22 protein-coding genes and 1 tRNA gene are annotated in these 24,011 nt (G+C 64.7%); 14 read left to right on the plus strand and 9 right to left on the minus strand.

Annotated features, from left to right (window positions below):
* Window positions 1-136 precede the first annotated feature (136 nt).
* The 5 genes from tolB (at window position 137) to AC5I49_RS03000 (ending at window position 3,830) form a co-directional block, all read left to right on the plus strand.
* Window positions 137-1,456: a Tol-Pal system beta propeller repeat protein TolB gene (tolB, locus tag AC5I49_RS02980; protein ID WP_016446823.1), complete on the plus strand. Its 1,320-nt coding sequence runs from the start codon at window positions 137-139 to the stop codon at window positions 1,454-1,456.
* Window positions 1,457-1,534: 78 nt separating this feature from the next.
* Window positions 1,535-2,077 carry a peptidoglycan-associated lipoprotein Pal gene (gene pal / locus AC5I49_RS02985; protein WP_016446824.1) on the plus strand — a complete coding sequence of 181 codons (543 nt, stop codon included), beginning with the start codon at window positions 1,535-1,537 and terminating at the stop codon, window positions 2,075-2,077.
* Window positions 2,077-2,859, plus strand: coding sequence for a tol-pal system protein YbgF (gene ybgF / locus AC5I49_RS02990; protein ID WP_046987598.1), 783 nt, complete (start codon window positions 2,077-2,079; stop codon window positions 2,857-2,859). The genes pal and ybgF overlap by 1 nt, the downstream gene beginning before the upstream one ends.
* Complete coding sequence (locus AC5I49_RS02995) at window positions 2,859-3,686, plus strand: tRNA threonylcarbamoyladenosine dehydratase (protein ID WP_495788818.1); 828 nt, start codon at window positions 2,859-2,861, stop codon at window positions 3,684-3,686. Before ybgF ends, AC5I49_RS02995 begins: the two co-directional genes overlap by 1 nt.
* A 68-nt stretch (window positions 3,687-3,754) precedes the next feature.
* Window positions 3,755-3,830: transfer RNA gene (locus AC5I49_RS03000), tRNA-Lys, on the plus strand.
* 115 nt (window positions 3,831-3,945) lie between these two features.
* Here AC5I49_RS03000 and AC5I49_RS03005 read toward each other — a convergent pair.
* The 4 genes from AC5I49_RS03005 to AC5I49_RS03020 form a co-directional block, all read right to left on the minus strand.
* Entirely contained in the window at window positions 3,946-4,143 is a 198-nt protein-coding gene (locus AC5I49_RS03005; protein ID WP_016454860.1) for a site-specific integrase, read from the minus strand.
* Window positions 4,144-4,264: 121 nt separating this feature from the next.
* Window positions 4,265-4,684 (minus strand): hypothetical protein, encoded by a 420-nt coding sequence (locus AC5I49_RS03010; protein WP_016454859.1) that lies wholly within the window; start codon window positions 4,682-4,684, stop codon window positions 4,265-4,267.
* Window positions 4,685-4,943: 259 nt separating this feature from the next.
* Window positions 4,944-6,017: a linear amide C-N hydrolase gene (locus AC5I49_RS03015; protein ID WP_016446829.1), complete on the minus strand. Its 1,074-nt coding sequence runs from the start codon at window positions 6,015-6,017 to the stop codon at window positions 4,944-4,946.
* Between the two features lie 296 nt (window positions 6,018-6,313).
* Window positions 6,314-6,499 carry a hypothetical protein gene (locus AC5I49_RS03020; RefSeq protein ID WP_016446831.1) on the minus strand — a complete coding sequence of 62 codons (186 nt, stop codon included), beginning with the start codon at window positions 6,497-6,499 and terminating at the stop codon, window positions 6,314-6,316.
* 266 nt (window positions 6,500-6,765) lie between these two features.
* On the opposite strand from AC5I49_RS03020, the gene AC5I49_RS03025 reads away from it, so the two are divergent.
* Both AC5I49_RS03025 and AC5I49_RS03030 read left to right on the plus strand, forming a co-directional pair.
* Window positions 6,766-7,245, plus strand: a complete 480-nt coding sequence (locus tag AC5I49_RS03025; protein WP_016454858.1) for a GNAT family N-acetyltransferase — start codon at window positions 6,766-6,768, stop codon at window positions 7,243-7,245.
* Between the two features lie 137 nt (window positions 7,246-7,382).
* The gene (locus tag AC5I49_RS03030; protein ID WP_016454857.1) at window positions 7,383-8,684 is read left to right on the plus strand and encodes a UDP-N-acetylglucosamine 1-carboxyvinyltransferase; all 1,302 of its coding nucleotides are present in this window, start codon (window positions 7,383-7,385) and stop codon (window positions 8,682-8,684) included.
* A 24-nt stretch (window positions 8,685-8,708) separates the two neighbouring features.
* Here the strand turns inward: AC5I49_RS03030 and AC5I49_RS03035 are convergent, their stop codons facing one another.
* Window positions 8,709-9,101 (minus strand): hypothetical protein, encoded by a 393-nt coding sequence (locus AC5I49_RS03035; protein ID WP_046985518.1) that lies wholly within the window; start codon window positions 9,099-9,101, stop codon window positions 8,709-8,711.
* Between the two features lie 165 nt (window positions 9,102-9,266).
* Here AC5I49_RS03035 and AC5I49_RS03040 point away from each other — a divergent pair, with 165 nt between their 5' ends.
* Together AC5I49_RS03040 and AC5I49_RS03045 are read left to right on the plus strand one after the other, a co-directional pair.
* The gene (locus AC5I49_RS03040; protein WP_016446835.1) at window positions 9,267-9,632 is read left to right on the plus strand and encodes an Arc family DNA-binding protein; all 366 of its coding nucleotides are present in this window, start codon (window positions 9,267-9,269) and stop codon (window positions 9,630-9,632) included.
* A gap of 132 nt (window positions 9,633-9,764) precedes the next feature.
* The gene (locus AC5I49_RS03045; protein ID WP_016446836.1) at window positions 9,765-9,944 is read left to right on the plus strand and encodes a CsbD family protein; all 180 of its coding nucleotides are present in this window, start codon (window positions 9,765-9,767) and stop codon (window positions 9,942-9,944) included.
* A 112-nt stretch (window positions 9,945-10,056) separates the two neighbouring features.
* On the opposite strand, the gene AC5I49_RS03050 is transcribed toward AC5I49_RS03045, so the two are convergent.
* Window positions 10,057-11,232: a GGDEF domain-containing protein gene (locus AC5I49_RS03050; RefSeq protein WP_239009385.1), complete on the minus strand. Its 1,176-nt coding sequence runs from the start codon at window positions 11,230-11,232 to the stop codon at window positions 10,057-10,059.
* A gap of 352 nt (window positions 11,233-11,584) precedes the next feature.
* Here AC5I49_RS03050 and AC5I49_RS03055 point away from each other — a divergent pair, with 352 nt between their 5' ends.
* Entirely contained in the window at window positions 11,585-13,147 is a 1,563-nt protein-coding gene (locus AC5I49_RS03055) for a methyl-accepting chemotaxis protein (RefSeq protein WP_016446838.1), read from the plus strand.
* A gap of 468 nt (window positions 13,148-13,615) precedes the next feature.
* Here the strand turns inward: AC5I49_RS03055 and AC5I49_RS03060 are convergent, their stop codons facing one another.
* Complete coding sequence (locus tag AC5I49_RS03060) at window positions 13,616-13,909, minus strand: H-NS histone family protein (protein ID WP_016446839.1); 294 nt, start codon at window positions 13,907-13,909, stop codon at window positions 13,616-13,618.
* Between the two features lie 795 nt (window positions 13,910-14,704).
* On the opposite strand from AC5I49_RS03060, the gene AC5I49_RS03065 reads away from it, so the two are divergent.
* Window positions 14,705-16,525 carry a methyl-accepting chemotaxis protein gene (locus AC5I49_RS03065; protein WP_047218174.1) on the plus strand — a complete coding sequence of 607 codons (1,821 nt, stop codon included), beginning with the start codon at window positions 14,705-14,707 and terminating at the stop codon, window positions 16,523-16,525.
* 32 nt (window positions 16,526-16,557) lie between these two features.
* On the opposite strand, the gene AC5I49_RS03070 is transcribed toward AC5I49_RS03065, so the two are convergent.
* The gene (locus AC5I49_RS03070) at window positions 16,558-18,045 is read right to left on the minus strand and encodes a GGDEF domain-containing protein (protein WP_133072355.1); all 1,488 of its coding nucleotides are present in this window, start codon (window positions 18,043-18,045) and stop codon (window positions 16,558-16,560) included.
* 703 nt (window positions 18,046-18,748) lie between these two features.
* Here AC5I49_RS03070 and AC5I49_RS03075 point away from each other — a divergent pair.
* Window positions 18,749-19,228, plus strand: a complete 480-nt coding sequence (locus AC5I49_RS03075) for an Lrp/AsnC family transcriptional regulator (RefSeq protein WP_016446843.1) — start codon at window positions 18,749-18,751, stop codon at window positions 19,226-19,228.
* A 176-nt stretch (window positions 19,229-19,404) separates the two neighbouring features.
* On the plus strand, window positions 19,405-21,852 hold the full coding sequence (locus AC5I49_RS03080) for a penicillin acylase family protein (protein ID WP_495788819.1): 2,448 nt from the start codon (window positions 19,405-19,407) through the stop codon (window positions 21,850-21,852).
* A 104-nt stretch (window positions 21,853-21,956) separates the two neighbouring features.
* Here AC5I49_RS03080 and selD read toward each other — a convergent pair whose 3' ends face one another.
* Window positions 21,957-23,015 carry a selenide, water dikinase SelD gene (gene selD / locus AC5I49_RS03085; RefSeq protein ID WP_495788820.1) on the minus strand — a complete coding sequence of 353 codons (1,059 nt, stop codon included), beginning with the start codon at window positions 23,013-23,015 and terminating at the stop codon, window positions 21,957-21,959.
* Window positions 23,016-23,114: 99 nt separating this feature from the next.
* Here selD and AC5I49_RS03090 point away from each other — a divergent pair, with 99 nt between their 5' ends.
* Window positions 23,115-23,927, plus strand: coding sequence for a GNAT family N-acetyltransferase (locus AC5I49_RS03090; protein ID WP_047218171.1), 813 nt, complete (start codon window positions 23,115-23,117; stop codon window positions 23,925-23,927).
* Window positions 23,928-24,011: the final 84 nt, after the last annotated feature.

Consider the following 24,011-nt stretch of genomic DNA (forward strand, 5'->3'; position numbering starts at 1 on the left):
GCGGCTGGCGGGGATCGACAAAGCCTGGGCCGACAGACCCTACAGTGCACGTTCTTACATCGTGACGCATCCAGTGTGTGTAACATTCGCACCTGTGCAAGTACCGGGGTCTTCCCGTAGATATTGATGAATGCCAATGACTATTGACCGACTCCTTTCTCCTTCCTCCCTGGCGGCCGTGCCGCGCCCTTCGCGCCGAACCCTGCTGGCCGCTCTTGCCTCCACTCCTGCAATTCCCGCGCTGGCCCAGTTCCGCGTCGAAGTGACGGGCGTGGGCCTGACCCAGTTGCCCATCGCCATTGCAGCATTCAAGGGAGAAGGGCAGGCGCCCCAGAAGATCTCGGCCATCATCCAGGCCGACCTGGAGCGCAGCGGTCAGTTCCGCGCCGTGGACACGGCCGGCGTGCAACTCGATGAAACCTCGCGCCCCGATGTCGCCATGTGGCGCCAGAAAAGCGCAGATTCCCTGGCCGTGGGCAGCATCACGCGCCTGGCCGATGGCCGCTACGACGTGCGCTTTCGCCTCTGGGACGTGGTCAAGGGCCAGGACCTGGGCGGCCAGGGCTTTGCCGTCACCACCGGCGACCTGCGCCTGGTGGCCCACCGCATCTCCGACTACATCTACGAGAAACTCACGGGCGAGAAAGGCGTGTTCTCCACACGCATCGCCTACGTGACCAAGGCAGGAAGCAACTACCGCCTGTGGGTGGCCGATGCCGATGGCGAGAACGCGCAGTCCGCCCTGTCCAGCCCGGAACCCATCATCTCGCCCGCCTGGTCGCCCACCGGCACCCAGCTGGCCTATGTGTCCTTCGAGTCGCGCAAGCCCGTGGTCTATGTGCACGATGTGGCCAGCGGCCGCCGTCGCCTGGTCGCCAACTTCCGGGGCTCCAACAGCGCGCCGGCCTGGGCTCCCGATGGCAACTCGCTGGCCGTCACGCTCAGCCGTGATGGTGGTTCGCAGCTGTACCTGATCAGCGCCCAGGGCGGCGAGCCCCGCCGCCTGATGCAAAGCAGCGGCATCGACACCGAGCCGAACTTCTCCAGCGACGGCCGCTCCATCTACTTCGTCAGCGACCGTGGCGGCGCCCCGCAGATCTACAAGGTGCCGGCCTCCGGCGGCAGCGCAGAGCGCGTCACCTTCACCGGCAACTACAACATCTCGCCCAGTGTCAGCCCCGATGGAAAGTGGCTTGCCTACATCTCCCGCGTGGGCGGCGGCTTCAAGCTCCACGTCATGGACCTGGGCACCGGCACCGTGAATGCCATCACCGACACCACGGCGGACGAAAGCCCCAGCTTCGCTCCCAACAGCCGCCTGATCGTCTACGCCACGCTGCAGCAGGGCCGCGAGTCCCTGATGACCACCACGCTGGACGGCAAGATCAAGGCGCGGCTGGCAGGGCAGGGCGGAGACATCCGCGAGCCCGACTGGGGTCCGTTCCAGCGCCAGTGATAGCCCGGCTTCCTCGATTTCTTTTCAGTCAACAAGTCAACTCAGCACGAAGTCCATCCGGACATACGGAGATTTTTCATGATCACCATCAAACGACTTTCCCTGGCACTTGCAGTCACCGCACTCATGGCAGGTTGCAGCTCGGGCGTCAAGCTCGACGAAACCCCGGTCACCGACGCGGGCGCCTCCAGCACGGGCCAGGGCAGCGGTGCCGGCACCGGCAGCACCTCGCAAAGCGGCATCTCGGGCGTGGACCTGACCGGCTCGGCTGCCGACAAGGCAGGTCCCCAGGGCGTCAGCCGCATCGTCTACTTCGACTTCGACAGCTACGTCGTCAAGGCCGACGCCCAGCCCCAGATAGAAGCCCATGCACGCTTCCTGAAGGCGTCTTCTGCACGCAAGGTCCAGATCGAAGGCCACACCGACGAGCGCGGCGGCCGCGAATACAACCTGGCCCTGGGCCAAAAGCGCGCTGAAGCCGTGCGCCGCTCGCTGGGCCTGCTGGGCGTGAGCGACGCGCAGATGGAAGCCGTGAGCTACGGCAAGGAAAAGCCTGCCTCCGAAGGCCATTCCGAAGACGCCTACGCGCAAAACCGCCGCGCTGAACTGTCCTACCGTTGATGAACATGCAGCGCTCCCCGATCCTGCATCGCACCGCGCTGCGCACGCTGCTGGCTGCCGGCCTGATGGCCGGCTACGCCGCCAGCGGCCATGCCGCGCTGTTCGGCGATGACGAGGCGCGCCGCGCCATCCTCGAAATGCGCCAGCGTGTCGACAGCATGCAGCAGTCGCAGCAGCGCATGACCGAGGAAAGCGCGCAAACGCGCCGTGGCCTGCTCGAACTGCAGTCGCAGATCGAGCAGCTCAAGTCCGAGCAAGCCAAGCTGCGCGGCCAGAACGAGCAGCTGCTGCGAGATGTGGCCGAGCTGCAGCGCGGCCAGCGCGACATCGCCAAGGGCGTGGACGAGCGCCTGCGCCAGTTCGAGCCGGTCACGGTGACGGTGGACGGCCAGGAATTCGCGGCCGACCCGGCCGAGAAGCGCGACTTCGAAGCCGCGCTGGCGCAGTTCCGTGCCGGCAGCTTTGCCGAAGCCGGCACGGCATTCTCGTCCTTCCTGAACCAGTGGCCCAAGAGCGGCTACGTGCCCTCGGCACGCTTTTGGCTGGGCAACTCGCAGTACGCCAATCGCAACTACAAGGACGCGATCTCCAACTTCCGCGCGCTGCTGGCGGCAGCTCCCATGCATGGCCGGGCGCCGGAGGCGGCGCTGTCCATCGCCAACTGCCAGATCGAGATGAAGGACACCAAGGGCGCGCGCAAGACGCTGGAAGACCTGATCAAGGCCTATCCCAACGCCGAAGCCACAGCCGCGGCCAAGAACCGTCTTGCCAGCCTCAAGTGATGAGCGATACGGTCTCTTCATCCCCTGCGGGAGAAGACAAGACAGCGCCTGAAGCAGGCGCTGTTTTTTCTGATGCCGACCTGCAGCGCCGCTTCGGCGGCCTGGAGCGCCTGTATGGCGTGCCGGGCGCCGCGCGCATCCGCGCCGCGCACGTCGTCGTGGTGGGCATCGGCGGCGTGGGCTCCTGGACCGCCGAGGCGCTGGCGCGCAGCGGTGTGGGCGAGCTCACACTCATCGACATGGACCATGTCGCCGAGTCCAACATCAACCGCCAGATTCACGCGCTCTCCACCACCGTGGGCCAGGCCAAGATCGAAGCCATGCGCGATCGCATTGCCCAGATCAACCCGGCCTGCCGCGTGCACTGCATCGACGACTTCGTGGATCCGGACAACTGGCTGCGCCTGCTGCCCCAGAACGCGGACGCCGTCATCGACGCCTGTGACCAGGTCAAGGCCAAGACTGCCATGGCCGCCCATGCGCGCGCCACGCGCCAGTGCTTCATTTCGGTCGGAGCGGCCGGCGGCAAGCGCCTGGCGCACAAGGTGGACATCGAAGACCTCAGCGCCACCACGCACGACCCTTTGCTGGCCCAACTGCGCTACCGCCTGCGCCGCGAGCATGGCGCACCCAAGGAAGGCAAGCGCATCGGTATCGCCTGCGTCTTCAGCCGCGAGGCCGTCGCCCCGCCCGATGCCTCTTGCGCCATCGAAGGCGACGGCACGCTCAACTGCCACGGCTACGGCTCGGTGGTAGCCGTCACCGCCACCTTCGGCCAGTGCGCCGCAGGCTGGGTCATCGATCAACTGAGCCGCATCAAGAATTGAGGCGTAAAATTTGGTGCTAGAATCTATGTCTTCGCTGAGCAGCATCTGATGCATGCAAAGCGTGGTTCGGGTCTTTAGCTCAGTCGGTAGAGCAGCGGACTTTTAATCCGTTGGTCGCGAGTTCGAATCTCGCAGGACCCACCAAAGAACACAAGGCCTCGTAGCAATACGAGGCCTTTTTTCTTCGCTATCGAAGAAGTAGCAAGATGGGGCCGAAATTTCCAGGCCGCGTTCCGCAACTCTGGGCGTGTTCCGCAATTCACCGAACGGGCTTCACCTTCTTGCCCACCTTGTGGCGGATGTACTGGGCGGTCATGCGCTCCGTCGTGTGCTCCAGCCGTATCCCGCCGTCGTCATCCAACGTGTTGGCGGCCGTGGCGCGCAGGCCCCGAGGCTGGAACTGCGCCTTGGGAATGCCGGCGGCATCCCGAGCGGCGTCGAAGCGGTCGCGGAGCATGTTCTTGGTCAGGGGCTGCCGGCTTCGTTGAGCTGGCCGAGCAGGATTCAAACAAGCCGAGCATGTGTTGCGCGTGTCTGCGGGACGAGCAGGTTGTGGACCGTCTGGACACCGCGCTACGTCAATCCACTACGGAAATCTTGAGCGCGTACGCCGAAGACTTGCCCTGGCGGGCGGCTGCGCGGTTGAGGAAGACACGCACACGGTAGTCACCGCTGGCGGGCAATGCACCGGTCCATGTGGGGCCGTCTGCCACCTCGCCCCGGTACAGCGCTTCCTCGCTGCCGGGCGGCAGCACGTTGAAGTAGGTGGAGGTGGATTTCGTCTCCATGTGCACGGTCATCTTCTGCCCGGCAACCGCACGCACTATGTAGTCGTGCGCCTGCTCCTTGTTGCCTTGGAGCTTGCCTTGGACAGTCGCGCCCGACGTGCCTTTCTTGAAGGTCACCGCAGTGGACGGAACGTCCGCCTGGGCGATTGCCGGCATCTGTACAAGCGTGATGGCAGCGAAAAATGCAGCTGTGCAAATTCTGGAAAGCATGCTGATCCTTTCTAAGAGGCACTGATCGCCTCGCTTGCATGCAGGCTACCAGATGATTTTCCGCTTGGGCGCACCCGACGGGCGCGGTTTGCAGGAAGAACTCCGATCAGTGCCGAGGCCTGCCCTGACGGGCCCTTCCATCGCGCCGCCCCCGCCGATGACGGTAACGGTCATGGTTGTGATGCCTGCAGGCACCGTGCAAAGTTGGGGGCCGCCAGCGGCCGTTGTTGATTTGGTGTTTCTGCTCGCTTTTTTTTCCCTAGATGCCTAGAAATTGAAACGGTAATGATTCCTGAAACTGCCGCGTGGCATCGCCCGAGAAGGTGTGGTTCTGGTCTGGGCCCAGATCCAGCTTGAGAACCTTGCCGGTTTTCTGGCTGAAGTCGAGTGCCTTGAGGTCTATCCAGAAGGTATTTGGCGTCAACGCTGATTCGAAGAAGTAGAGCTTGCGCTGGTGGTCGAAAACGGTTCTCCAGCGGGTTGACGAGATATTGGGCTCCTCCGGCGTATTCAGGCCGTAGGGCACCGAGGCGTTGCGGATCACGCTGAAGACGCTGGCCAGCGCCTTGTTGGGGTCCTGACTTTTGGGGATGGCGTTGACGTAGAAGGATGCGCGGGCAAATCGATCGGCGGCGCGATTGGTGCCGGGCAGCATGGTGGTGCCGCCCACTTGCTGCCAATAGGTGTTGAGAGCCAACTGCTGATCAAACGTCGGTGAATTGGTCATGACCTGGTATTGCCGGCCGTGATGTATCACCTGCCGGCCATTGATGTACTCGACGATGGCGCTGTCGCCGCTGGCGTCGGACATCGAGAGATGCAGCGTCGTCAGCCGGTTCTCTCCGGGAACGTTGTCGGAGACGATGGTGAAAGGTTCTTTCTCCAGCGCCGCAACGGCTTCCTGGACGGTGGCGAAGTTGTCCAGCACGTATTGCGCCCAGGCTGCAATGGTCAGGCCAGGCTTGCTGCCCGCACCGAAGGCCGGGTATTGGGACTCCACCAGCCAGAGCAGGTTGGCGTTGAGGCCGGCTTCATTGACTCCATCGGTGGTGGAGACGTCATAGCCCGAGGTGATGACGCTTCCGTATTTGGACGTCCAGCGCAACGAGTTGGGGCCTGCCTTGCCTGAGCGCTCCATTCCACGCGGGAGCACCCAGAGATTGCTGACGATGTCGCTTTTCCAATCCATGGAGCGCGCGGTGACGACCTGGCCATTCGCACCAAGAAAGACAAGGCGGGTGCAGGCCCAGGTGCTGGGCAGGGCCGTAAGGCCGGCAATTCCCATCAGCAATGCGCCCACTACGGGGTGAATCTGCAGTCTGCGTTTCTTCATGGCAACTCCTTTGCAGGCAAATGGACTGGCGCAGTGTAGTGCGTCATTCGTACCCAGGTCAGAAATGGCCGCCTTGTGAAAAGGCGGGCCGGCAAACTGGCGGTCATTGGAGATGCCGCGCATGGGCCTGCGCGCATGCGGGTGCAGAGGGCACCGCTGTCAGATGGCGTGGCTGAACATGGGGCTGGCCAGCATCGCCACCGCAAAGGAGATGGCGCAGATTGCAGACCACAGGAAGACGAGGAAGAGGTGGCGCATCGTGCAGCTCTCGGGAGTGTTTAGTGGTTCTTGCCAGTTCAATTGCGGATGCGGTTCAGAATGCGCAGCCCGAGCATTGAAAGGCGTTGCAGCAGAGGCCGTGGCTCCATGCGCAGCAGCAACAGCTGCTGGCCGCCGCGCACGGGAAAGGCTTCCAGCAGGCTGCGGTGGTAGCGGGCATCCGGGTCCGGGTTGAAGCTTTCTGTGGGAACGACTCGATGCATCTTGTATCTCCGTCATGTGATTTCGGAAGCCTTTGGGGAGCGCGGCCTCTGACGGGATCTATTTCAATTGGTTTCGCGGCGTTTCCGTGCGGGTCAAGTTTGTGGCCGCATGTAGGCCGGGTCTGTACGCTGCGTATGTGTTTTGCGCACGCGCTGTGCGGCCTGTCCGCAGGTCTTCACAGGTGTGAGCAGCGCGTCTGCAACGGCTTTGCGGCGGCTGGCAGTCCCTAGAATTCGGGATCCCCATCTCATTTGCCAGGAGTTCCATGTCCTCCGTTCCCACGCTTCAGATCCGGCCCGTTGCACAGGCGGACCATCAGCAATGGCTTCCTCTTTGGCAGGGCTACAACGCCTTTTACGGGCGCGCTGGCGAGACGGCGCTGCCCGATGACATCACGCAGGCGACCTGGGAGCGCTTTCTCAATCCGCTGGAGCCGGTGTTTGCGCTGGTGGCAGAGAGCGAGGGTGAGCTGGTGGGCCTGGCGCACTACCTGTTCCACCGCAGCACGACGCGGCTGGAGCCCGTGTGCTATTTGCAGGATCTGTTTGCCGATGCACGCCGGCGCAAGCAGGGCATAGGCAAGTCGCTCATCCGCGCGGTCTACGAGCAGGCATCCCTGGCGGGAGCGCGCCGTGTCTACTGGCAGACGCAGTCTTCCAACGAAGCGGGCCGTGCGCTGTATGACCAGGTGGCCGAGCATCGTGGCTTCATCGTCTACGGGCACGAACTCCAGGGCAGAGCCTGACGCTTTGTTGTCGGGTTGGCGATCCAGAGAAGAAACCTGTTGAAACAGCGGGTGCGCGCAGCCGATGCAGGTCCGCCGGGGGGGCTTGGCAACCCTAGAATCACGCGTTGTCCTTTCGCTGCTTGCGCTGCACCCCCATGTCCAATCTCATCGTCCACGGCGGCACGCCCTTGCGCGGCCGCGTCGTTCCTTCCGCCAACAAGAATGCCGTGTTGCCGATCCTGTGCGCCACGCTATTGACCGATCAGCCGCTGCGGCTGCATGGCGTGCCGGACATCACCGATGTGCGCAAGATCCTGGACATCTTCCGCACGCTGGGCAGCGAGGTGCAGCTGGACGAAACCACACGCACGCTGCAGTTGCATCATCGCGATACGCGCTTTGATGCATCGTCGCATCGCCTGCCGGAGGAGATGCGCTCTTCCATCATGCTGGTGCCGCCGCTGCTGGCGCGCTTTGGCGTGGCGCGGCTGGAGGACAACGTCAAGGGCTGCACGCTGGGCGTGCGTGAGATCGATCCGCACGTGGACATCTTCCGCTCTTTCGGAGGTGAGGTGGAGCGCGCCAGCGGCTCGCTGCTGATCCACAGCGCACAGCCGCTCAAGGCCGTGCGCCACTGGCTGGACTACGCCTCCGTCACGGCGACAGAGAATTTCGTGCTGTGCGCCGTGGCCGCGCAGGGCGAGTCCATGCTGACCAATGCGGCCTGCGAGCCGCATGTGCAGGAGTTCTGCCGCTTCATGGTGATGATGGGCGCCGACATCGACGGCATCGGCACCTCGCGGCTGACGGTGCGTGGCGGCGCACCGCTGAGCGGCGGCGAGTTCACCTTCGAGGAAGACTTCCACGAGATCACCACCTTTCTCGCGCTGGGCGCGATCACGGGCGGCGATGTGGAGGTGCGCAACAGCACGCCGGACAACTTTCCGCTGATCGACCGCACCTTCGCCAAGTTTGGCGTGCAGGTGGAGCACAAGAACGGCTGGTCACGCGCGCTGCGCTCGGGGCCGCTGAAGGTGCAGACGCCGTTCACCAGCAATGTGCTTACCAAGGTGGAAGCCGCTCCCTGGCCGTACTTTCCGGTGGATCTGCTGCCCATCTTCATTGCGCTGGGCGTGCATGCGCAGGGCAATGCTCTGTTCTGGAACAAGATCTATGACGGCGCGTTGGGCTGGACGGGCGAGCTGTCCAAGTTCGGCGCCCATGTGTTTTCCTCGGACCCGCATCGTGTGGTCACCTTCGGCGGCAATCCGCTGACGCCGGCCGTGGTGGAGAGCCCCTACATCATCCGCGTGGCGATTGCGCTGTTCATGGTCGCCAGCAGCATCGAGGGCCGCTCGGAGATCCGTAACGCCACGCCGATCCGCCGGGCGCATCCGCACTTCGTGGAGAACCTGCGCAGTCTGGGCGCTCGGGTGGAGTGGACCAACGAGGAGTGATGGAAAGCGGCGATGCGCAGGCTGCTAGGCCTGCGGCGCCGCATCCGAGAATCTCTTGGCCGCCCTGAGCAGGTAGCTCACGGCATAGAGGATGGGGTCGTCCGTCTCGTCGTCGTTCACGCGGTCAATGATTTCCAGCAGGCCCTGAAGGTCGGCGGACATCTGTGGCAGCACGCTGCTGGCCAGGGCCTCCACCGGCTGCTCGGCAGCGGCGCGGTCCGCCTTGTGGTGATAGCCGCGCAGCAGGTCGCGGACACCGATCACCATGGCGCGGCTGGATCTTTCCACATGCATTTCCAGCACGCTCAGCGCTGCGCTGATGTGGCATAGCGCGTCTGTTGCCAGGGTCTCCGGGTCGGGCGGGCTGGCGACGGCCTGCGCAGGATGCACGGAGGCTGGCATGTCTGTGTCCGGCATGGTTCTGTCCTTGCGCAATGTGTCCTGGATTCAGGGCTGGTGGTTCGAGGGCGTGGATGTGGGCTTGCACAGCCCCCGGGCGGGTCGTTTCGAGTTTTATGCCAACTTGGAATCATGTCAACTAGGCATGAATCTGAATTTGCATCCGGCAGGTACCATCGCGCAATGCAACGCAAACCCTTTCCCAGCGAAACCCAGGAGCGCTTCATCGTCCGTTTTCCGGATGGCATGCGTGATCGCATCTCGGAAGCGGCAAAGGCCGGCCACCGTTCCATGAATGCAGAAATCGTTGCGCGCATACGGCGCAGCTTCGAATTGGACGAAGCCGGCGATGCCGACCAGGCCGGGGTCGAGCAGGGTGCGGCGGGATTGAGAGAGGAAATTTCGCGCCTGTGCCAGTTGCTGCAAGAGCACAAGGACGCTGCGGCAGGCCTGTTCGAGGCGCACAAGGAAGCGGTGGTGGACGAGGCACTGAAACGCCTGCGCTCCGAAACAGGCATGGCGGCAGGCCGCGCTCCGGGGAAGAGATGAGGCTGTAGGCCTGAGACCACGCTCATCGTTGCCGAGCGCTGGCGGCTGTCCTTGCGGGGCGCGCTTATCGTTGCGTCGGGTCTGCAAGGATCCATCCCTTTTTTAGAAGCTCTTGCAGCAAAGGACGCAGCTATGAACACGGATCAGATCAAGGGCACGCTCAAGGATGCCGCAGGCAAGGTGCAGCAAAAGGCTGGCGAGTTGATCGACAGCCCCGAACAGCAGGCCAAGGGCATTGCCAAGCAGGTCGAAGGCACGGCTCAGAAAAAGCTGGGCGATGTGAAGGAAGCCCTGAAGGATGCGAAAAAGTAATGCGCCCACGCTGCCTTGATGGACGAACAAGCCCGCCACTCCCTGGCGGGCTTTTCTTTTCAGCGAGTTTTGACGGGCGCAAGCCCGAGCAAGGCGTTCCTTGCTTCCTTTATCAGGCGGTCTGGGGCAGCTTGCGGCCGGGGTCCGCGGCCACGTGCACACGGTCACGGCCTGCCTGCTTGGCGGAGTAGAGCAGGGCGTCGGCGCGCGTCAGCGCATCGGTCAGGGCGGTGTTGGCGGCCACGGGGGCGATGCCGAAGCTGATGGTGATCCGCTGGCCGGCTGCCAGCACATAGCCGTCCGCGCTGAGCTGAGCGCGTATGCGCTCGGCCACGCGCTCGGCCTCCTCGGGCGTGGTGCGCATCAGCAGCAGCACGAATTCCTCGCCGCCAAAGCGTGAGACCAGATCGTCGCTGCGCACATGCTGCTGCAAGGTCCTGGCCACGGCCTGCAGAACGCGGTCGCCACAGTCATGGCCCCAGCTGTCGTTGATGCGCTTGAAGTGGTCTATGTCGCCGATCAGCACGGAAACCGGCGCCATGTGCGAATCGGCCAGGCGCAGCTCGGCGGCCTCCTGGAAGGCGCGACGGTTGAGCAGGTTGGTCAGCGAGTCGTGGTTGCGCTCCTGGCGCAGCGCGGTGAAGACATCGCGCACCGTGCAGGCCAGCAGCATCAGGGTGAACAGCAGAGCAAACGACAGCGTGCTGACCAGAGTCACCAGCCAGTAGGTGGAGCGAGCAATCTCATTGAGGTCGGTGCTGCCCAGGGCCAGCACCAGCAGCGGCCGGGCGGCGGTGTAGCCGGCAAACACCACGTAGGACCAGTAGAGCATTCTCTCCAGCCAATCCTGCGGTGGCCGGCGCCGCAGCATGGCGGGCGCCGGCAGCAACTGCAGCAGGCCCAGGCCTGTGTTGAGCCAATGCACGCGCACCCACAGATCGACCTGGATCCGGCTGTAGTAGTACAGCGCGGCCAGAACCACCGCACCTATGAGCAAACCCAGCACGGGATGTGCCGAGACCCCGTAACGCCCCGCCATGCAGCGCGCAAAGCACCAGGTGCCAAACAGGTACATGGCGCCTGTGTACACGGCCCAATGGTGGAGTTGTTCGCGGGGGGCAATGCTCTGCCATGCAAGCGCCAGGGAAACCAGGGCATAGCCGCCGGCAATCCACAGCAGATAGCGCTGGCGACGCTGCACCAGCCAGCACACGGCCAGCGTGCAACTGAGCAGCAAAATGCTCAGCGGCGCAATCAGTACATAGAGGCGATCGGTATCGAGTGACACATCCACAGCGTGTTATGCACTTGCAGGTGCGAAAGACGGCGGCTGGCAGCTTCCAAGCCCAGGCATTCAATGGCGCGGCAGCCGCAAGCGTCATTGCATTTTGCATCCGATGTCACCGGCGCTTGCCACTGCATATGCACTGTTCCGCGTTGTGCACAGCGGGTGATATCGGGTCTGCCCGCGCGCAGCCTCAAGTTCCCGGTATTTCTGACGAAAAAGCAAGTCATCTTTTCCGGATTGATGGGCCATGTCGATATGGCGGGGCTTTTCACCGGAAGACGGCCGGCGCTAGTGCGCGTGGCCTGTTGTTTCACCTTTCCTCTGTTCAGTTTTTCCGACGAGAGTTCTACGAATGAAATTTGATCAATGGAGCGTGTCCGCCAAGCTTTGGGGCACGCTGGGCGGCTTGTTGGCGATGATGCTTGCGGTATCGCTGTGGGCACAGTTTGCGGCGGCCCGCGCCATGGACCAGGGCATGCAGACGCTGTCCGAATATGAGAACCGCATCGGTCTGGCCATTCAATGGAAGGGCGCAACGGAAACCACGGGCGAGCGGGTGCTGGCCAGCAATGCCTCCACCGATGAGGAATTGACGCGCCTGCTCGACGGCCGGGTCAAGGAGGGCTCTGGCCTGATCACCAAGCTGCAGGCCGAGATCGTCAAGGGTGCCAGCGAGGCCGACAAGGCTGCGCTGGAGCGCATCGCCAGCATCCGTGCCGAGGTGCTGGCGCTGAACAAGCGGGCCCGCGAGATCAAGTTGACGGGCGATGCCGCGGCGTTCCGCGAGTTCGTCCAGCAACAGTACCTGGGTGCCATCGGCCGCTATGTGGACTCGCTGGAAGTCTTTGTGCAGCTGCAGCGCAGCCAGCGCGATGCGGCCATGGAGCAGGCCCAGGCCGCGCGCCAACAGGCCAGTGTGCTGGCCTGGATTGTCCAGGGCGTGGTGCTCCTGGCCGGACTGGCGCTGGCCTTCGTGCTGACGCGTGCCATCACGCGTCCGCTGGAGCGAGCCGTGCAACTGACCGATGCCATTGCGCAGGGCGACCTTACCGTGTCGGCCGAGGACAGCCGCAAGGACGAATTCGGTCATCTGCTGCGCTCGGTCTCGGGCATGGCGGCACGGCTGCGTGGCCTGGTGACGGAGGTGCGTGACAGCGTGCACTCGATCTCCACTGCATCCACCGAGATTGCCGCCGGGAATCACAACCTGTCTTCGCGCACCGAGCAGACGGCGTCGAACCTGGAGGAAACGGCCGCCAGCATGGAGCAACTGACCGCGACCGTGGGCCAGGCCGCCGACACCGCGCGCCAGGCCAATCACCTGGCCGGCAGCGCCGCCCAGGCGGCCGAGCGCGGGGGCGCCGTGGTGGGCCATGTGGTGGCCAGCATGGACCGCATCAGCGACAGCGCACGCCGCATCTCCGACATCATCGGCGTGATCGACTCCATTGCTTTCCAGACCAACATCCTCGCGCTCAATGCCGCCGTGGAAGCGGCCCGCGCGGGTGAGCAGGGCCGTGGCTTCGCTGTCGTGGCTGGCGAAGTGCGGGCCCTGGCCCATCGCAGCGCAGAGGCTGCCAAGGAGATCAAGGGGCTGATCAGCACCTCGGTCGATGCCGCGCAGGAAGGCTCTGCCCAGGTCGCCCAGGCCGGCCAGGTGATGGATGACATCGTGGGCAGCGTGCGCAAGGTCTCGGACATGATTGGCGAGATCACGGCGTCTTCCACCGAGCAGCGCGACGGTATTGGCCAGGTCAACCAGGCCGTCAGCCATCTGGACCAGATGACGCAGCAAAACGCGGCCCTGGTGGAGGAGTCCGCAGCGGCAGCGGCCGCACTGAGCGACCAGGCGCAGCGCCTGTCGGGTATGGTGGCCGTGTTCAAGGTTGGCAACGCTGTGCCAGCCCTGCGATAGCGCGTGCAGAAAAAAAGGACCGCCGGGGGCGGTCCTGTTGCAGAGAAAAGCCGTGGCCCTTGCGGGCCTGCCAGGGTAAGTCAGTGAGAGGGGAGGGAGGAGATAGTCTCCCTGGCTCGGCTGGAAAATGGTTCGTGGTGGTGGCGGATTGCTCCAGTGGCCGTTGGGGCCTTGCCGTTGCGTGACGGGATGCCCATGGCTTGCGGGTGCTGCAATGACGTGGGCATCATGATTTTGGAGAGTGCAGGTGTAGGACAGTTCCCTGTGTGATACCTGCTGTTTCCCTTGTTGTGATTGCTTGGGTACCGAAACATGCAGGCACCTCTCGGCTCACACATCAGCACTACATTGAAGAATTTGTAACTTCTGGGCAATAGGGTTAACCCCTTGCTTCTGGCAACAAAAAGCCCGCACTTGGCGGGCTCTGTCGCAGCTTAGTGGCTGCCAGGGGGCGGGCTGCGCCGGACCTCATATGGCGAAGGGAGTGCGGTCCTTGCCTTCAATCCAGCGGGGCTGCTTGCCGCGGCCGGTCCAGGTCGCACCGGTGGCCGGATCGCGGTACTTGGGAACGCCGACCACGCGAAAACCAGCGCCAGTCTTGGCTTTGGACGAGGGAAAGACATCGGCCTCGGTCAATCCGTATTGGTCGATGATGGTGCGCACCTGGGCAATGGCCCCGGACTTTTCGGTCTTGAGCACTTCGGCGATCTGGGCTTCGAGCTGGGCTTTCTGCTGCAGCAGTGTCTTGTAGTCTGTGGTCATGTATATCAATGAATGTTGATCTGCCAATATAAAGGAATCCGGGAGAGCTTTTGGCAAAGTGAGCCTACACTGCCGCGCAACACCCGGATGACGACAGGCGTATTGTCAGAGAGCCTGTTTGAGAACAGGTTCCCATGTTGCCTGAGTCTAGGCGAGTCTGACGCTGATTTTTGTGGCGTATGGAAACCGGGTCATCGCATCTGCCACCGCTGCGCAGGTGCTGGGAAACAGGGCCGTGTAGCAGGCGCCGGCCACTTTGATGATGCATCGCTTCATGTTTCTCTCCCCTTGAATGACAGGTCTGCCTGCTTATCGGCATCTTTGCATCAAGATGAAACATTTTGTATCCTGCTCCCTGCCGATCCTGGTCAGGGGCCTTCATGGATCCATGGCAGTCCAGGAAGGGCAAGAAAAGGCCGCATGGTGCACCCCAAAAATATGAGGGAGGGAAAAACACAGGGTGCGCGGCGCAAACGGCAGGACCCTGGTGCAAGGCCCTGGCGTTTGCGACAAAAAGATCCCGCCTGCAGGGCGGGAAATGTCTGTGTTACAAATTGACACTATAGCATGCATCCGTCCAGGATGTGACGATAACTTGCAAAAACCTGACGACTCAGGCCCCGGTGGCGTTGCGAGCAAAGCGCTGCTTGCTCGAAGGGGGGCAGCGGATCACCTGCAGCCAGGAAGCGTGCAATTGCAAGGGCAAGTACGCACTCTTTGAGCTCTGGCGGCCGGTGTGTCTCGGATAGGCTCGGTGGGCATCCACAGCCCTCGTTTTTGCCTTTACTACGCATCATGTTTCAAACACTTCGTGCCCGCCTGATCCTCATCTGCGTGGCAATCACAGTGGCCGCGCTGTTCGCGCTGTCCATGGCCACCTTCTGGACGGCGCGCGGCAGCACGCTGTCCGGCATCGACGAAAACATCGGCCAGCTCACGCAGGCCCATGCAGCCGCATTGACCGACTGGGTCCAGGACAAGCAGCGCATCACCGGCTCGCTGAAAACGGCGGTGCAACAGCCGGACCCGATTCCTTTCCTGCTGGCAGGCCAGCAGGCCGGCGGCTTCGATGACGCCTACTTCGTGCATGCGGACAAGCGTGCCGTGTTCACCCATTCCATGCCGGAGAACTACGACGGCACCCAGCGCGACTGGTTCAAGCAGGCCGTGCGGGAAGGCCGTCCGGGCGTCACGCCAGCCTACGTGGACGCCAGCACGGGTGAGCTGACGATCAGCTTTGTCGATCCGGTCGGGGCCTCGGGCGCGATCACGGCCGTCGTCGGCACCGATGTGCGGCTGGCGGCCATGTCCAGGAAAGTGGCGGCCATACGCCCCCAGGAAAAGAGCTTCGCCTTTCTGATGGACGGCGAAGGCCGTCTGCTGGCCTACGCCAGGCCCGAGCTGGCGCTCAAGCCCGCTTCGGCGATTGCACCGGAGCTCGATGCGGCCCTGATCAAGCGTCTGGCCGAGCAGGGCGGACGTGCCGACCTGGTGCTCGATGGAGAGCCGCAGATGGTCTACGCCGCCAAGGTGGAGGGCACGCCCTGGACGCTGGCCGTGGTGATCGACCGCGCACAGGCCACGCATTCCGTAAGCGCGCTGCTGCAGGTGGCCGCCTTCATCACCGCGCTTTCCGTGCTGGGAACGGCCGTGCTGTTGACCGTGGTGCTGCGCCGGATGCTCATGCGCCTGGCCGTGGCGCGCGATGCCTTGCAGGACATTGCTTCCGGCGAGGGCGATCTGACCCGCCGCCTCACGGCGGCAGGCCGGGACGAACTGGCGCAGATCGGCCAGTCCTTCAATCAGTTCGTGGACAAGATCGCCACGGTGCTGCTGCGCATTCGCGAATCGTCGGAATCGGTGCGCATGGCGTCGGCCGAGATCGCGGGCGGCAACCAGGACCTGTCGTCACGTACCGAGCAGCAGGCCAGCTCGCTGGAGCAGACGGCAGCCGCCATGGAGCAGATCACGGCAACCGTGCAGCAAAACGCGGCCAATGCTCGCCAAGCCAGCGAGCTGGCCACCAGCGCCTCGCAGATCGCCACGCAGGGCGGTGAGGCCGTGGGCCAGGTGGTGCAGACCATGGGTGGCATCGAGGCGTCGGCACGCAAGATCGAAAGCATCATCGGCGTGATCGACTCCATCGCCTTCCAGACCAATATCCTCGCGCTCAATGCTGCCGTCGAAGCGGCCCGTGCCGGCGAGCAGGGCCGTGGCTTTGCGGTGGTCGCCAGCGAGGTGCGCACGCTGGCCCAGCGCAGCGCCACGGCGGCGCGGGAGATCAAGGCGCTGATCGACGATTCCGTGGGCCAGATCGACACGGGCAGCCGGCTGGTGCGCAATGCGGGCACCACCATCGACCAGGCCGTGGACGGCGTGCGCAAGCTCAGCACGCTGGTGGCCGAGATCAGCAACGCCAGCCAGGAGCAAAGCCGTGGCATTGCCGAGGTGGGTAGCGCCATTGGACAGATGGACCAGGTCACGCAGCAGAACGCCGCCCTGGTGGAAGAGGTCACGGCGGCTGCGCAATCGCTGCAGCAACAGGCCGTGCAGCTGGCCCAGGCCGTGGCGGGCTTCAAGCTCGACGAAGGAAACGGCGCCCGCCGCCTGCGCTGAGCGCGGGCAAAACGCCGAGGCGGCGCCTGGTGTCAGGCCGCCTTGGCGCCCCCGGAATGCTCGCAGGCAAAGGCCGGTGTACCGGCCTCGTCCGGCCGCTCGCCCGCCACGAAATACCGGTCCCGGCCGCTGGCCTTGGCCTGGTACAGCGCCGTGTCGGCCGTGCGCAGCAAGGCGCTCAAACCCAGCGGAGGCTGGGCCATGTTCGTGCAGGCGATGCCAATGCTCAGCGTGGGGCAGATGGTTGCGCCATCGCTTGTCTCGATGCGGATTTCGCGCGTGGCTTCGCACAGCCGCTGGGCCACGGCGCTGGCCGTGGCGCAGTCGGCGCCAGGCAGCAGCACGGCAAATTCCTCGCCGCCCAGGCGGCCTATGAGTTCATGCGGGCGCAGCGCCTGTGACAGGCGGGCCGAGACTTCCTGCAGCACCCGGTCGCCAGCGGCATGGCCGTGGCGGTCGTTGGTGTGCTTGAAGTGGTCCAGGTCCAGCATCAGCATGGCGCCCGACTGGTGCTCGCGCTGCAGGCGTTCCAGCGTGCGCTGAGCGCGCTCCAGAAAGCTGGTGCGTGCCAGCAGGCCGGTCAGCGCATCGTGGTTCACTGCATGGCGCAGTTTGCTGAGCATGTCCTTGAAGGCCATGAGCGTGCAGGCCACGGCCAGCGGGCCTATGGACAGCATGGCCAGGCCCAGGCGGAACGAGAACGTGGTCTCCAGTTCGGAGCTGGGCGAGGTGAGCAGTACATCTGAAAATGTGGCCAGCTTGATGGCACAGCTGGCGAGGTTGAGCAGGGCGACCACGAACAGCCGGTAGCGCATGGCACACAGCAGCATGGCCGGCATGCTCAGGGACAGCGCGCCCGGCCCGCCCAGGTAGATGGCAATGGCCTCGGAGATCACCAGGGCCAACAGCGGCAGCAGGGCCTGCACGATCTGCCTGAACGGCTGGCCACGCCAGGACAGCGGCTCCAGGCTTGCGGGAAAGCTCAACAGAACGGGCAGCAACAGGGTCATGTGCATCAGCTCGCTGCTGAACCACATGGCCATCATGGGCTGCCAGGGCCAATGCATCAGCTGGTGCATGCCCACCGAGCCCAGCACGGCGCCGACCACGCTCACAAGCAGGCTGCACATCACCAGGTGCAGCACCGATGAGGGGGAGCGCATCTGCCGCACCCGCAGCGGCAGGCGCCGCATCATCACCCAGCCGCAGGCCACGGCTGCCAGATCGGCGAAAGTCAGCCACAGGGTCTGGTCAAGCGGGCTGCCCGACAACCATTCGGCCAACGCCATGGCCACGGCGGCCGCCGTCCAGCAGTGTCTATGGCTGTAGGCGGGGCTGCGCAGCATCCAGCCCAGGAGCAGGGCGTTGGACAGCCACAGAGATGACAGATGCCCCGGAGAACGCAGGCCCAGCGCCACGGCCGAGCACAGAAACAGCACCCCGCCCAGCACAAAGCTGTCCCGCCAGGGCGTTGCAGCTTGTGAAATCCACGGATCTCCAGATACGGCGCGATATGACATATGTCTCCCCTGTGGAGACTGAATGGAGGCACCGGACACTGCGCGCGTTCGTCGGGCATGCCGGGCATGCCCTTGTCATGGGGAACGAGCGGTCCGGCGGGCAGCGGGAAATCGGAAAACCCTCCTTTGGCGTGCTGCGGCAAGCCGCGTAACTGCGGGCAGGCCATGCGTCGGAAGCCGACGGATGCGGGGTAACTTGAGTTCACAAAATTTACGCCTGCGGGGCCAATCTAGCGGAAATGCATGTATTTGCAAGTACTGATCCATCATGCGTGCTGCGCCTTCCCAAGCGGCTTGCCGTGTTCCGTCGAGCCCGGCCAGTACGGCCGCAGGCAGGCAGCCCTGCCCGCGGGGCAGCGTCGCCAAAGGAAGGATGGGATGCATGCTAAGTATTTATGCGAGGTCCCAGCCGGGTGACATGCAGCGGCGGAGCATCGGGGTGTGTCGGGGGATTTGTAATTAGTTACTTTTGTTTCTGATAGCCATTACTCTTGCCTGGTGGTGCCATGTGCCGTCGCTGCTGGGCGATGCGGGATGGGGATGCACTCCAGATGCGGCGGTTTCGGATGAAACGAGGATCTTGTTGATGAAAGCGACGATTTGCAGCGCATAGAATTGCCGGATTGGTGGATATATCTGCCGAAATGTTGAACACGTCCGAGCCGCCGCCATAGGCTCTTGCCGTTGACGTCCAGGGAGCTGCATGGAATACCGTCTTGATGAAACCGACCGCCAACTGCTGCGCCTGCTGCAGACCAATGCGCGGGCTTCCACCGCGCATCTGGCCCGGCAGATGAATCTGGCGCGCACGACGGTGGTGGCCCGCATTGCCCGGCTGGAGCAGGAAGGCGTGATCGCCGGATACGGCGTTCGCCTGGGTGCGCGCGTGGAGCAGTCTGCGGTGCGCGCGTACTGCGGCATTCGCGTGCAGCCCAAGACGGCCACTTCAGTAATGCAGGCACTCAACCGTTTCACCGAGGTCGAGGAGGTCTCCGCCGTCAGCGGCCAGTACGACTACATGGTGTTCGTGCGCTGCGAGAGCAACGAAAAGCTCGACGCGCTGCTGGACCGCATAGGCCTGATCGACGGCATACAGCAGACCTATACCTCGGTGGTGCTCAGCCGCAAGATCGACCGGCGCATGACGGCGGCGCTGAGCCAGCTGGCTGAATCTGCCGCCTGAGTCTTCTGCCCGTGCCGGCCGATGGAGAGCCGGGTGGCTGTCCGCATCGACTGTCGGGCATCAGACATTTCCTAGTGAAACTGCCGGGTAGGCAGTGCATTGCCTCGCTCCTATGCTGATGCGGGCCCCGTGGCAGACCGGGGCCTTTGTGTACGCATAACACCAGGAGACAAAGCATGCACCCAGCGCTTCGCAGTGGATGGAAACCCTTGTCATTGATAGCCCTGGCCGCCTTGGCGGCCTGCGGCGGTTCGGGAGACGGCTCCGGCAGCAAGTACAGCGCGGAGATCCGCCGCACGGAGATGGGCATTCCGCACATCAAGGCCAAGGACTGGACGGGCCTGGGCTATGGTGCGGGCTATGCCCAGGCGCAGGACAACCTGTGCACCATGGCCGACTCCTTCCTGACCTACCGCGGGGAGCGTTCGCGCCACTTCGGCGGCGATGCCCAGGCCGTCTATGACAGCACCATCGACCGGCCGCGCAACATCGATTCGGACTTCTTCTTCCGCCATGTCGTCTCCGATGACGCCGTGGCCGCCATGATCCAGGCCCAGCCCGACAAGCTCAAGCAACTGGTCGATGGCTTCGTGGCAGGCTACAACCGCGTGGTGCGCGAGACCCCGGCCGGGGCCAAGACCAATGCGGCCTGCGCGGGCCAGCCTTGGGTGCAGGCCATCACGGCCCAGGACATCTGGCGGCGCATGTATACGGCCAATCTTGCCGGCGGCTACAGCAATTTCGTGGCCCAGATCGCCAATGCCGTGCCACCTGCAGCGGCTGCGGCGGCAACGGCCTCGGCCAAGCCGGCGAAGGGCCGGTCGGCCGCGACGCAGCTGGCCGCGCTCAAGCCGGGCCAGGTGGTGGCGCCATCATTGCAGGTGGGCGGCACCACGGGCATAGGCAGCAACATGTACGGCTTCGGCCAGCAGGCCACGGGCGGCAGCAGCGTGCTGTTCGGCAATCCGCACTGGTACTGGAAGGGGCCGGACCGCTTCTACCAATCGCAGCTCACGATTCCGGGCGAGATCGACGTCAGTGGCGCCAGCTTCCTGGGTATCCCGATGGTGCTGATCGGCTTCAACAACGACGTGGCCTGGAGCCACACCGTGTCCACGGCGCGGCGCTTCGGCCTGTTCATGTACCAGCTGGCCCCCAATGATCCGACCCGCTATGTGCGCGACGGCAAGACCGAGGCCATGCAGGCCAGCAAGATCACCGTGAGCGTGCGCAATGCCTCCGGCGGGCAGGACCAGGTCACGCGCACGCTGTACAAGACCGTGCACGGCCCCGTGGTCAACCTGGGCGCCATGGACCCGGCGCTGGGCTGGACCACGCAGAGCGTGTTCGCCATCCGCGACATCAACGCCTACAACTACCGCACCTTCCGCAACTGGCTGCGCTGGAACCAGGCCAAGTCGCTGGACGAGTTCATCCGCATCCAGAAGGAGGAGTCGGCCATTCCCTGGGTCAACACCGTCGCTGCGGGACGCGGCAACGCCCAGGTCTGGTATGCCGACATAGGCGCCGTGCCCAACGTGCCGCCCGCGCAGTTGCAGGCCTGCGCCACGCCGGCCTCGGCGGCCATCAACGCGGCGCTGCCCCAGGTGCCGGTGCTGGCCGGCGGCAGCAGCCAGTGCGACTGGGGCTCGGATGCGGATTCGGTGCAGGCCGGCGCCATCGGCCCGGCACGCATGCCCAGCCTGCTGCGTGGCGACTACGTGGGCAACATGAACGACAGCTACTGGCTGTCCAATGCCTCGGCACCGCTGACCGGCTATCCGGCCATCTTCGGCTCCACCTCTTCTGCCCAGAGCCTGCGCACGCGCCTGGGCCACACCATGGCGCTGCAGCGGCTGGCGGGCACGGACGGCTATCCGGGCAAGCTGGCCACCAGCGACATCGTTCGCCAGATGGTGCTGGACAGCCGTGTGTACAGCGCGCGTTTCAAGGACGAGGCATTGGCCCAGGTCTGTCCAGGCCCCGTGTCCTCGGCGGGTGAAACGGTGGACGTATCGGCTGCCTGCACGGCGCTGCAGGCCTGGGACGGCACGGGCACGGCGGCATCCAGGGGCTCCCATGTCTGGGACGAGTTCTGGAAGCGCGTGGCCAGCCAGATCAAATCGGCCGACCTGTATGCCGTGCCCTTCGATGCGGCCGACCCCGTCAACACGCCGCGCGGCATCAAGCCCACGGCCAAGGCGGCGCTGCAAAAGGCGTTCGCCGAAGCAGTGAAGGCCGTGCAGGCCAGCGGCTTTGCCATGGATGCGGCGCGTGGCACCGTGCTGTTCTCGCAGCGTGGCGGAGAGAAGACGGCGCTGTATGGCGGATGCGGCGAGGTGGGCTACTTCACCATCACCTGCTCGGAAAACAAGATAGAGCAGGGCGGCTACAGCATGGACGGGCAGCCGCACGGCAACAGCTACATGCAGGTGGTGAGCTTCCCGGCGGCCGGAGTGGAGGCCCATACCTTCCTGACCTTCTCGCTGTCCGACGATCCTGCCTCGGCCCACTATGCGGACTACACCAAGGCCTACGGTGCGCGCCAGTGGCTCAAGCTGCCGTTCACCGACAGCGCCATCCAGGCCAGCCCGGCCTACAAGACGCAGACCGTGAGCGAGTGACATCCGCTGTCCGGCGTGATGCAGTGCCCGCCTGAAGGGGCTGCATCCGGCATGCAATGCAAACGGGGGCCCAGGCCCCCGTTTCGCTTGACTGGTTGCCTGGCTCAGTCCACCACGACGCGGGCCTGGCCCGCTTCCATGCGGCCGACGATGGCTGCATCGCCAAAGCCCTGTTCGGCAAACAGCGCAAGCACCTGGTCCGCCACATCGGGCGTGCACGATACGAGCAGGCCGCCCGAGGTCTGCGGATCGGTCAGCAGCGCGCGCTGGGCATCGGTGATGCCGGCGCCCAGCACCACCTGTGTGCCATACGAGGCCCAGTTGCGGCCCGAGGCGCCCGTAATGACGCCCTGCTCGGCAAAGCCCTGCACCGTGGGCAGCACGGGCAGGCTGCGGCTGTCGATGCGTGCCGTCAGGCCCGCGCCGCGTGCCATTTCCAGGCCGTGGCCCAGCAGGCCGAAGCCCGTCACATCGGTCAGCGCGTGCACGCCGTCCATCTTGCCCAGCGCCGTGCCGGGGCGGTTGAGCAGGGTGGTTGCTTCCACCATGGCGCGGTAGCCGGCCTCGTCCAACAGGTTCTTCTTGAGTGCGGCCGACAGAATGCCCACGCCCAGCGGCTTGCCCAGGATCAGCACATCGCCGGCCTTGGCGTCGGCGTTGCGTTTCATCTGGCGCGGGTTGACGATGCCGATGCCCACTAGGCCGTAGATGGGCTCGACCGAGTCGATGGAGTGGCCGCCGGCCAGTGGAATGCCGGCATCGCGGCAGACCGACTCGCCGCCTTCCAGGATCTTGGCAATGGTGTCGTGCGGCAGCACATTGATGGGCATGCCCACGATGGCCAGGGCCATCAGCGGCTGGCCGCCCATGGCGTAGATGTCGGACAGCGCATTCGTTGCGGCGATGCGGCCGAAGTCATACGGATCGTCCACGATGGGCATGAAGAAATCCGTGGTCGCCACGATGGCCTGCTCGTCGTTGATGCGGTAGACGGCGGCGTCGTCAGCGGTCTCCGTGCCCACCAGCAGGTCCGGGAAGAACTGCTTGGGCAGCGCGCTCTTGCCGATCAGCTCCGCCAGCAGGCCCGGCGCGATCTTGCAGCCGCAGCCGCCGCCATGGGACAGCGAGGTGAGTCGGGGGGCTTGGGAGGTGTCTGTGGTCATGGAGCAATCCGGCGATCGGCGGCGATCGCAGTAGTGGGAAAGAGTGCCTGCCGCCAGCGCGGCGGCGCGCCATATTATGGGCGGGCACGGCGGGCGGCCATGGTACAAGCGGGCATGTCCAAGTCTTTCGCTCATGACCGCGCATCCGTGGACTGCGATCCCGAGACGGTGGTCGGCGTGGAGCAGCGCGGCTTCAACGCCTGGCCGGCCCAGCGCACCGTGCTCTGCGGGGACTGGCTGCTGCGCGCCGCGCAGGGCCATACCAAGCGGGCCAACTCCGCCAATGCCCATCAGCCCGGCGCCCGCCTTGGCGCCTTGCTGGCGCAGATCGAAGCCTTCTACCAACGCCAGGGCCTGCCGCCCGTCTTCCGCCTCTCGCCCCTGGCCAGCCCCGAGGCCGATGCCCAGCTGGCGCAGGCCGGCTACCTGCTGGCCGATCCTTCGCTCGTGATGCGCGCAGCCTTGGCGGACATGGCGCAGCCGGCGGACGAAAAAGGCTGGACCCTCGCCATGGATGCCCGGCCCGGTGCGGCCTGGCTGCAAGGCTTTGCCGAGGCCGGCGCCGTGCCGCCCCGGCACAGGCAGGCGCATCACCACATGCTGCAGTCCATTGCCTGGCCCGCCGCCTTTGCCACGCTGCGCGTCGGGGGCGAGGTGGCCGGGTTCGGCCTGGCCGTGCTGGAGCGCGGCTGCGTGGGCCTGTATGACATCGTCATCGCACCTGCAATGCGCGGGCGGGGGCTGGGCCGTGCGCTGGTGTGCGGCCTGCTGCACTGGGGACGGACGCAGGGGGCGCAATGGGCCGAGCTGCAGGTGCGGGCTCCCAACCGGGTGGCACGCGGGCTGTATGAAAGCCTGGGCTTTCATCCGCTCTACGCCTATCACTACCGCCTGCCTGCCGCGGCACCTTGATGTGCCGCAGCGACTAAGAAAGGATGATGACCCAGCGCGACACTCCGGGTGCTCCGAGGCGGGCGATATGTGAAAAAATGCTTC

Source organism: Delftia sp., assembly GCF_059499305.1.

Bases quoted from the DNA above. Each gene is read 5' to 3' on its own strand.
- AC5I49_RS03025 (WP_016454858.1), top strand. From the start codon at position 6,766: ATGTCCTCCGTTCCCACGCTTCAGATCCGGCCCGTTGCACAGGCGGAC.
- AC5I49_RS03055 (WP_016446838.1), top strand. From the start codon at position 11,585: ATGAAATTTGATCAATGGAGCGTGTCCGCCAAGCTTTGGGGCACGCTG.
- tolB (WP_016446823.1), top strand. From the start codon at position 137: ATGACTATTGACCGACTCCTTTCTCCTTCCTCCCTGGCGGCCGTGCCG.
- AC5I49_RS03070 (WP_133072355.1), bottom strand. From the start codon at position 18,045: ATGTCATATCGCGCCGTATCTGGAGATCCGTGGATTTCACAAGCTGCA.
- AC5I49_RS03010 (WP_016454859.1), bottom strand. From the start codon at position 4,684: ATGCTTTCCAGAATTTGCACAGCTGCATTTTTCGCTGCCATCACGCTT.
- AC5I49_RS03060 (WP_016446839.1), bottom strand. From the start codon at position 13,909: ATGACCACAGACTACAAGACACTGCTGCAGCAGAAAGCCCAGCTCGAA.
- AC5I49_RS03035 (WP_046985518.1), bottom strand. From the start codon at position 9,101: ATGCCGGACACAGACATGCCAGCCTCCGTGCATCCTGCGCAGGCCGTC.
- AC5I49_RS03090 (WP_047218171.1), top strand. From the start codon at position 23,115: ATGGTACAAGCGGGCATGTCCAAGTCTTTCGCTCATGACCGCGCATCC.
- AC5I49_RS03020 (WP_016446831.1), bottom strand. From the start codon at position 6,499: ATGCATCGAGTCGTTCCCACAGAAAGCTTCAACCCGGACCCGGATGCC.
- AC5I49_RS03030 (WP_016454857.1), top strand. From the start codon at position 7,383: ATGTCCAATCTCATCGTCCACGGCGGCACGCCCTTGCGCGGCCGCGTC.
- selD (WP_495788820.1), bottom strand. From the start codon at position 23,015: ATGACCACAGACACCTCCCAAGCCCCCCGACTCACCTCGCTGTCCCAT.
- AC5I49_RS03065 (WP_047218174.1), top strand. From the start codon at position 14,705: ATGTTTCAAACACTTCGTGCCCGCCTGATCCTCATCTGCGTGGCAATC.
- AC5I49_RS03015 (WP_016446829.1), bottom strand. From the start codon at position 6,017: ATGAAGAAACGCAGACTGCAGATTCACCCCGTAGTGGGCGCATTGCTG.
- AC5I49_RS02995 (WP_495788818.1), top strand. From the start codon at position 2,859: ATGAGCGATACGGTCTCTTCATCCCCTGCGGGAGAAGACAAGACAGCG.
- AC5I49_RS03005 (WP_016454860.1), bottom strand. From the start codon at position 4,143: ATGCTCCGCGACCGCTTCGACGCCGCTCGGGATGCCGCCGGCATTCCC.
- AC5I49_RS03040 (WP_016446835.1), top strand. From the start codon at position 9,267: ATGCAACGCAAACCCTTTCCCAGCGAAACCCAGGAGCGCTTCATCGTC.
- pal (WP_016446824.1), top strand. From the start codon at position 1,535: ATGATCACCATCAAACGACTTTCCCTGGCACTTGCAGTCACCGCACTC.
- AC5I49_RS03080 (WP_495788819.1), top strand. From the start codon at position 19,405: ATGCACCCAGCGCTTCGCAGTGGATGGAAACCCTTGTCATTGATAGCC.
- ybgF (WP_046987598.1), top strand. From the start codon at position 2,077: ATGAACATGCAGCGCTCCCCGATCCTGCATCGCACCGCGCTGCGCACG.
- AC5I49_RS03045 (WP_016446836.1), top strand. From the start codon at position 9,765: ATGAACACGGATCAGATCAAGGGCACGCTCAAGGATGCCGCAGGCAAG.
- AC5I49_RS03075 (WP_016446843.1), top strand. From the start codon at position 18,749: ATGGAATACCGTCTTGATGAAACCGACCGCCAACTGCTGCGCCTGCTG.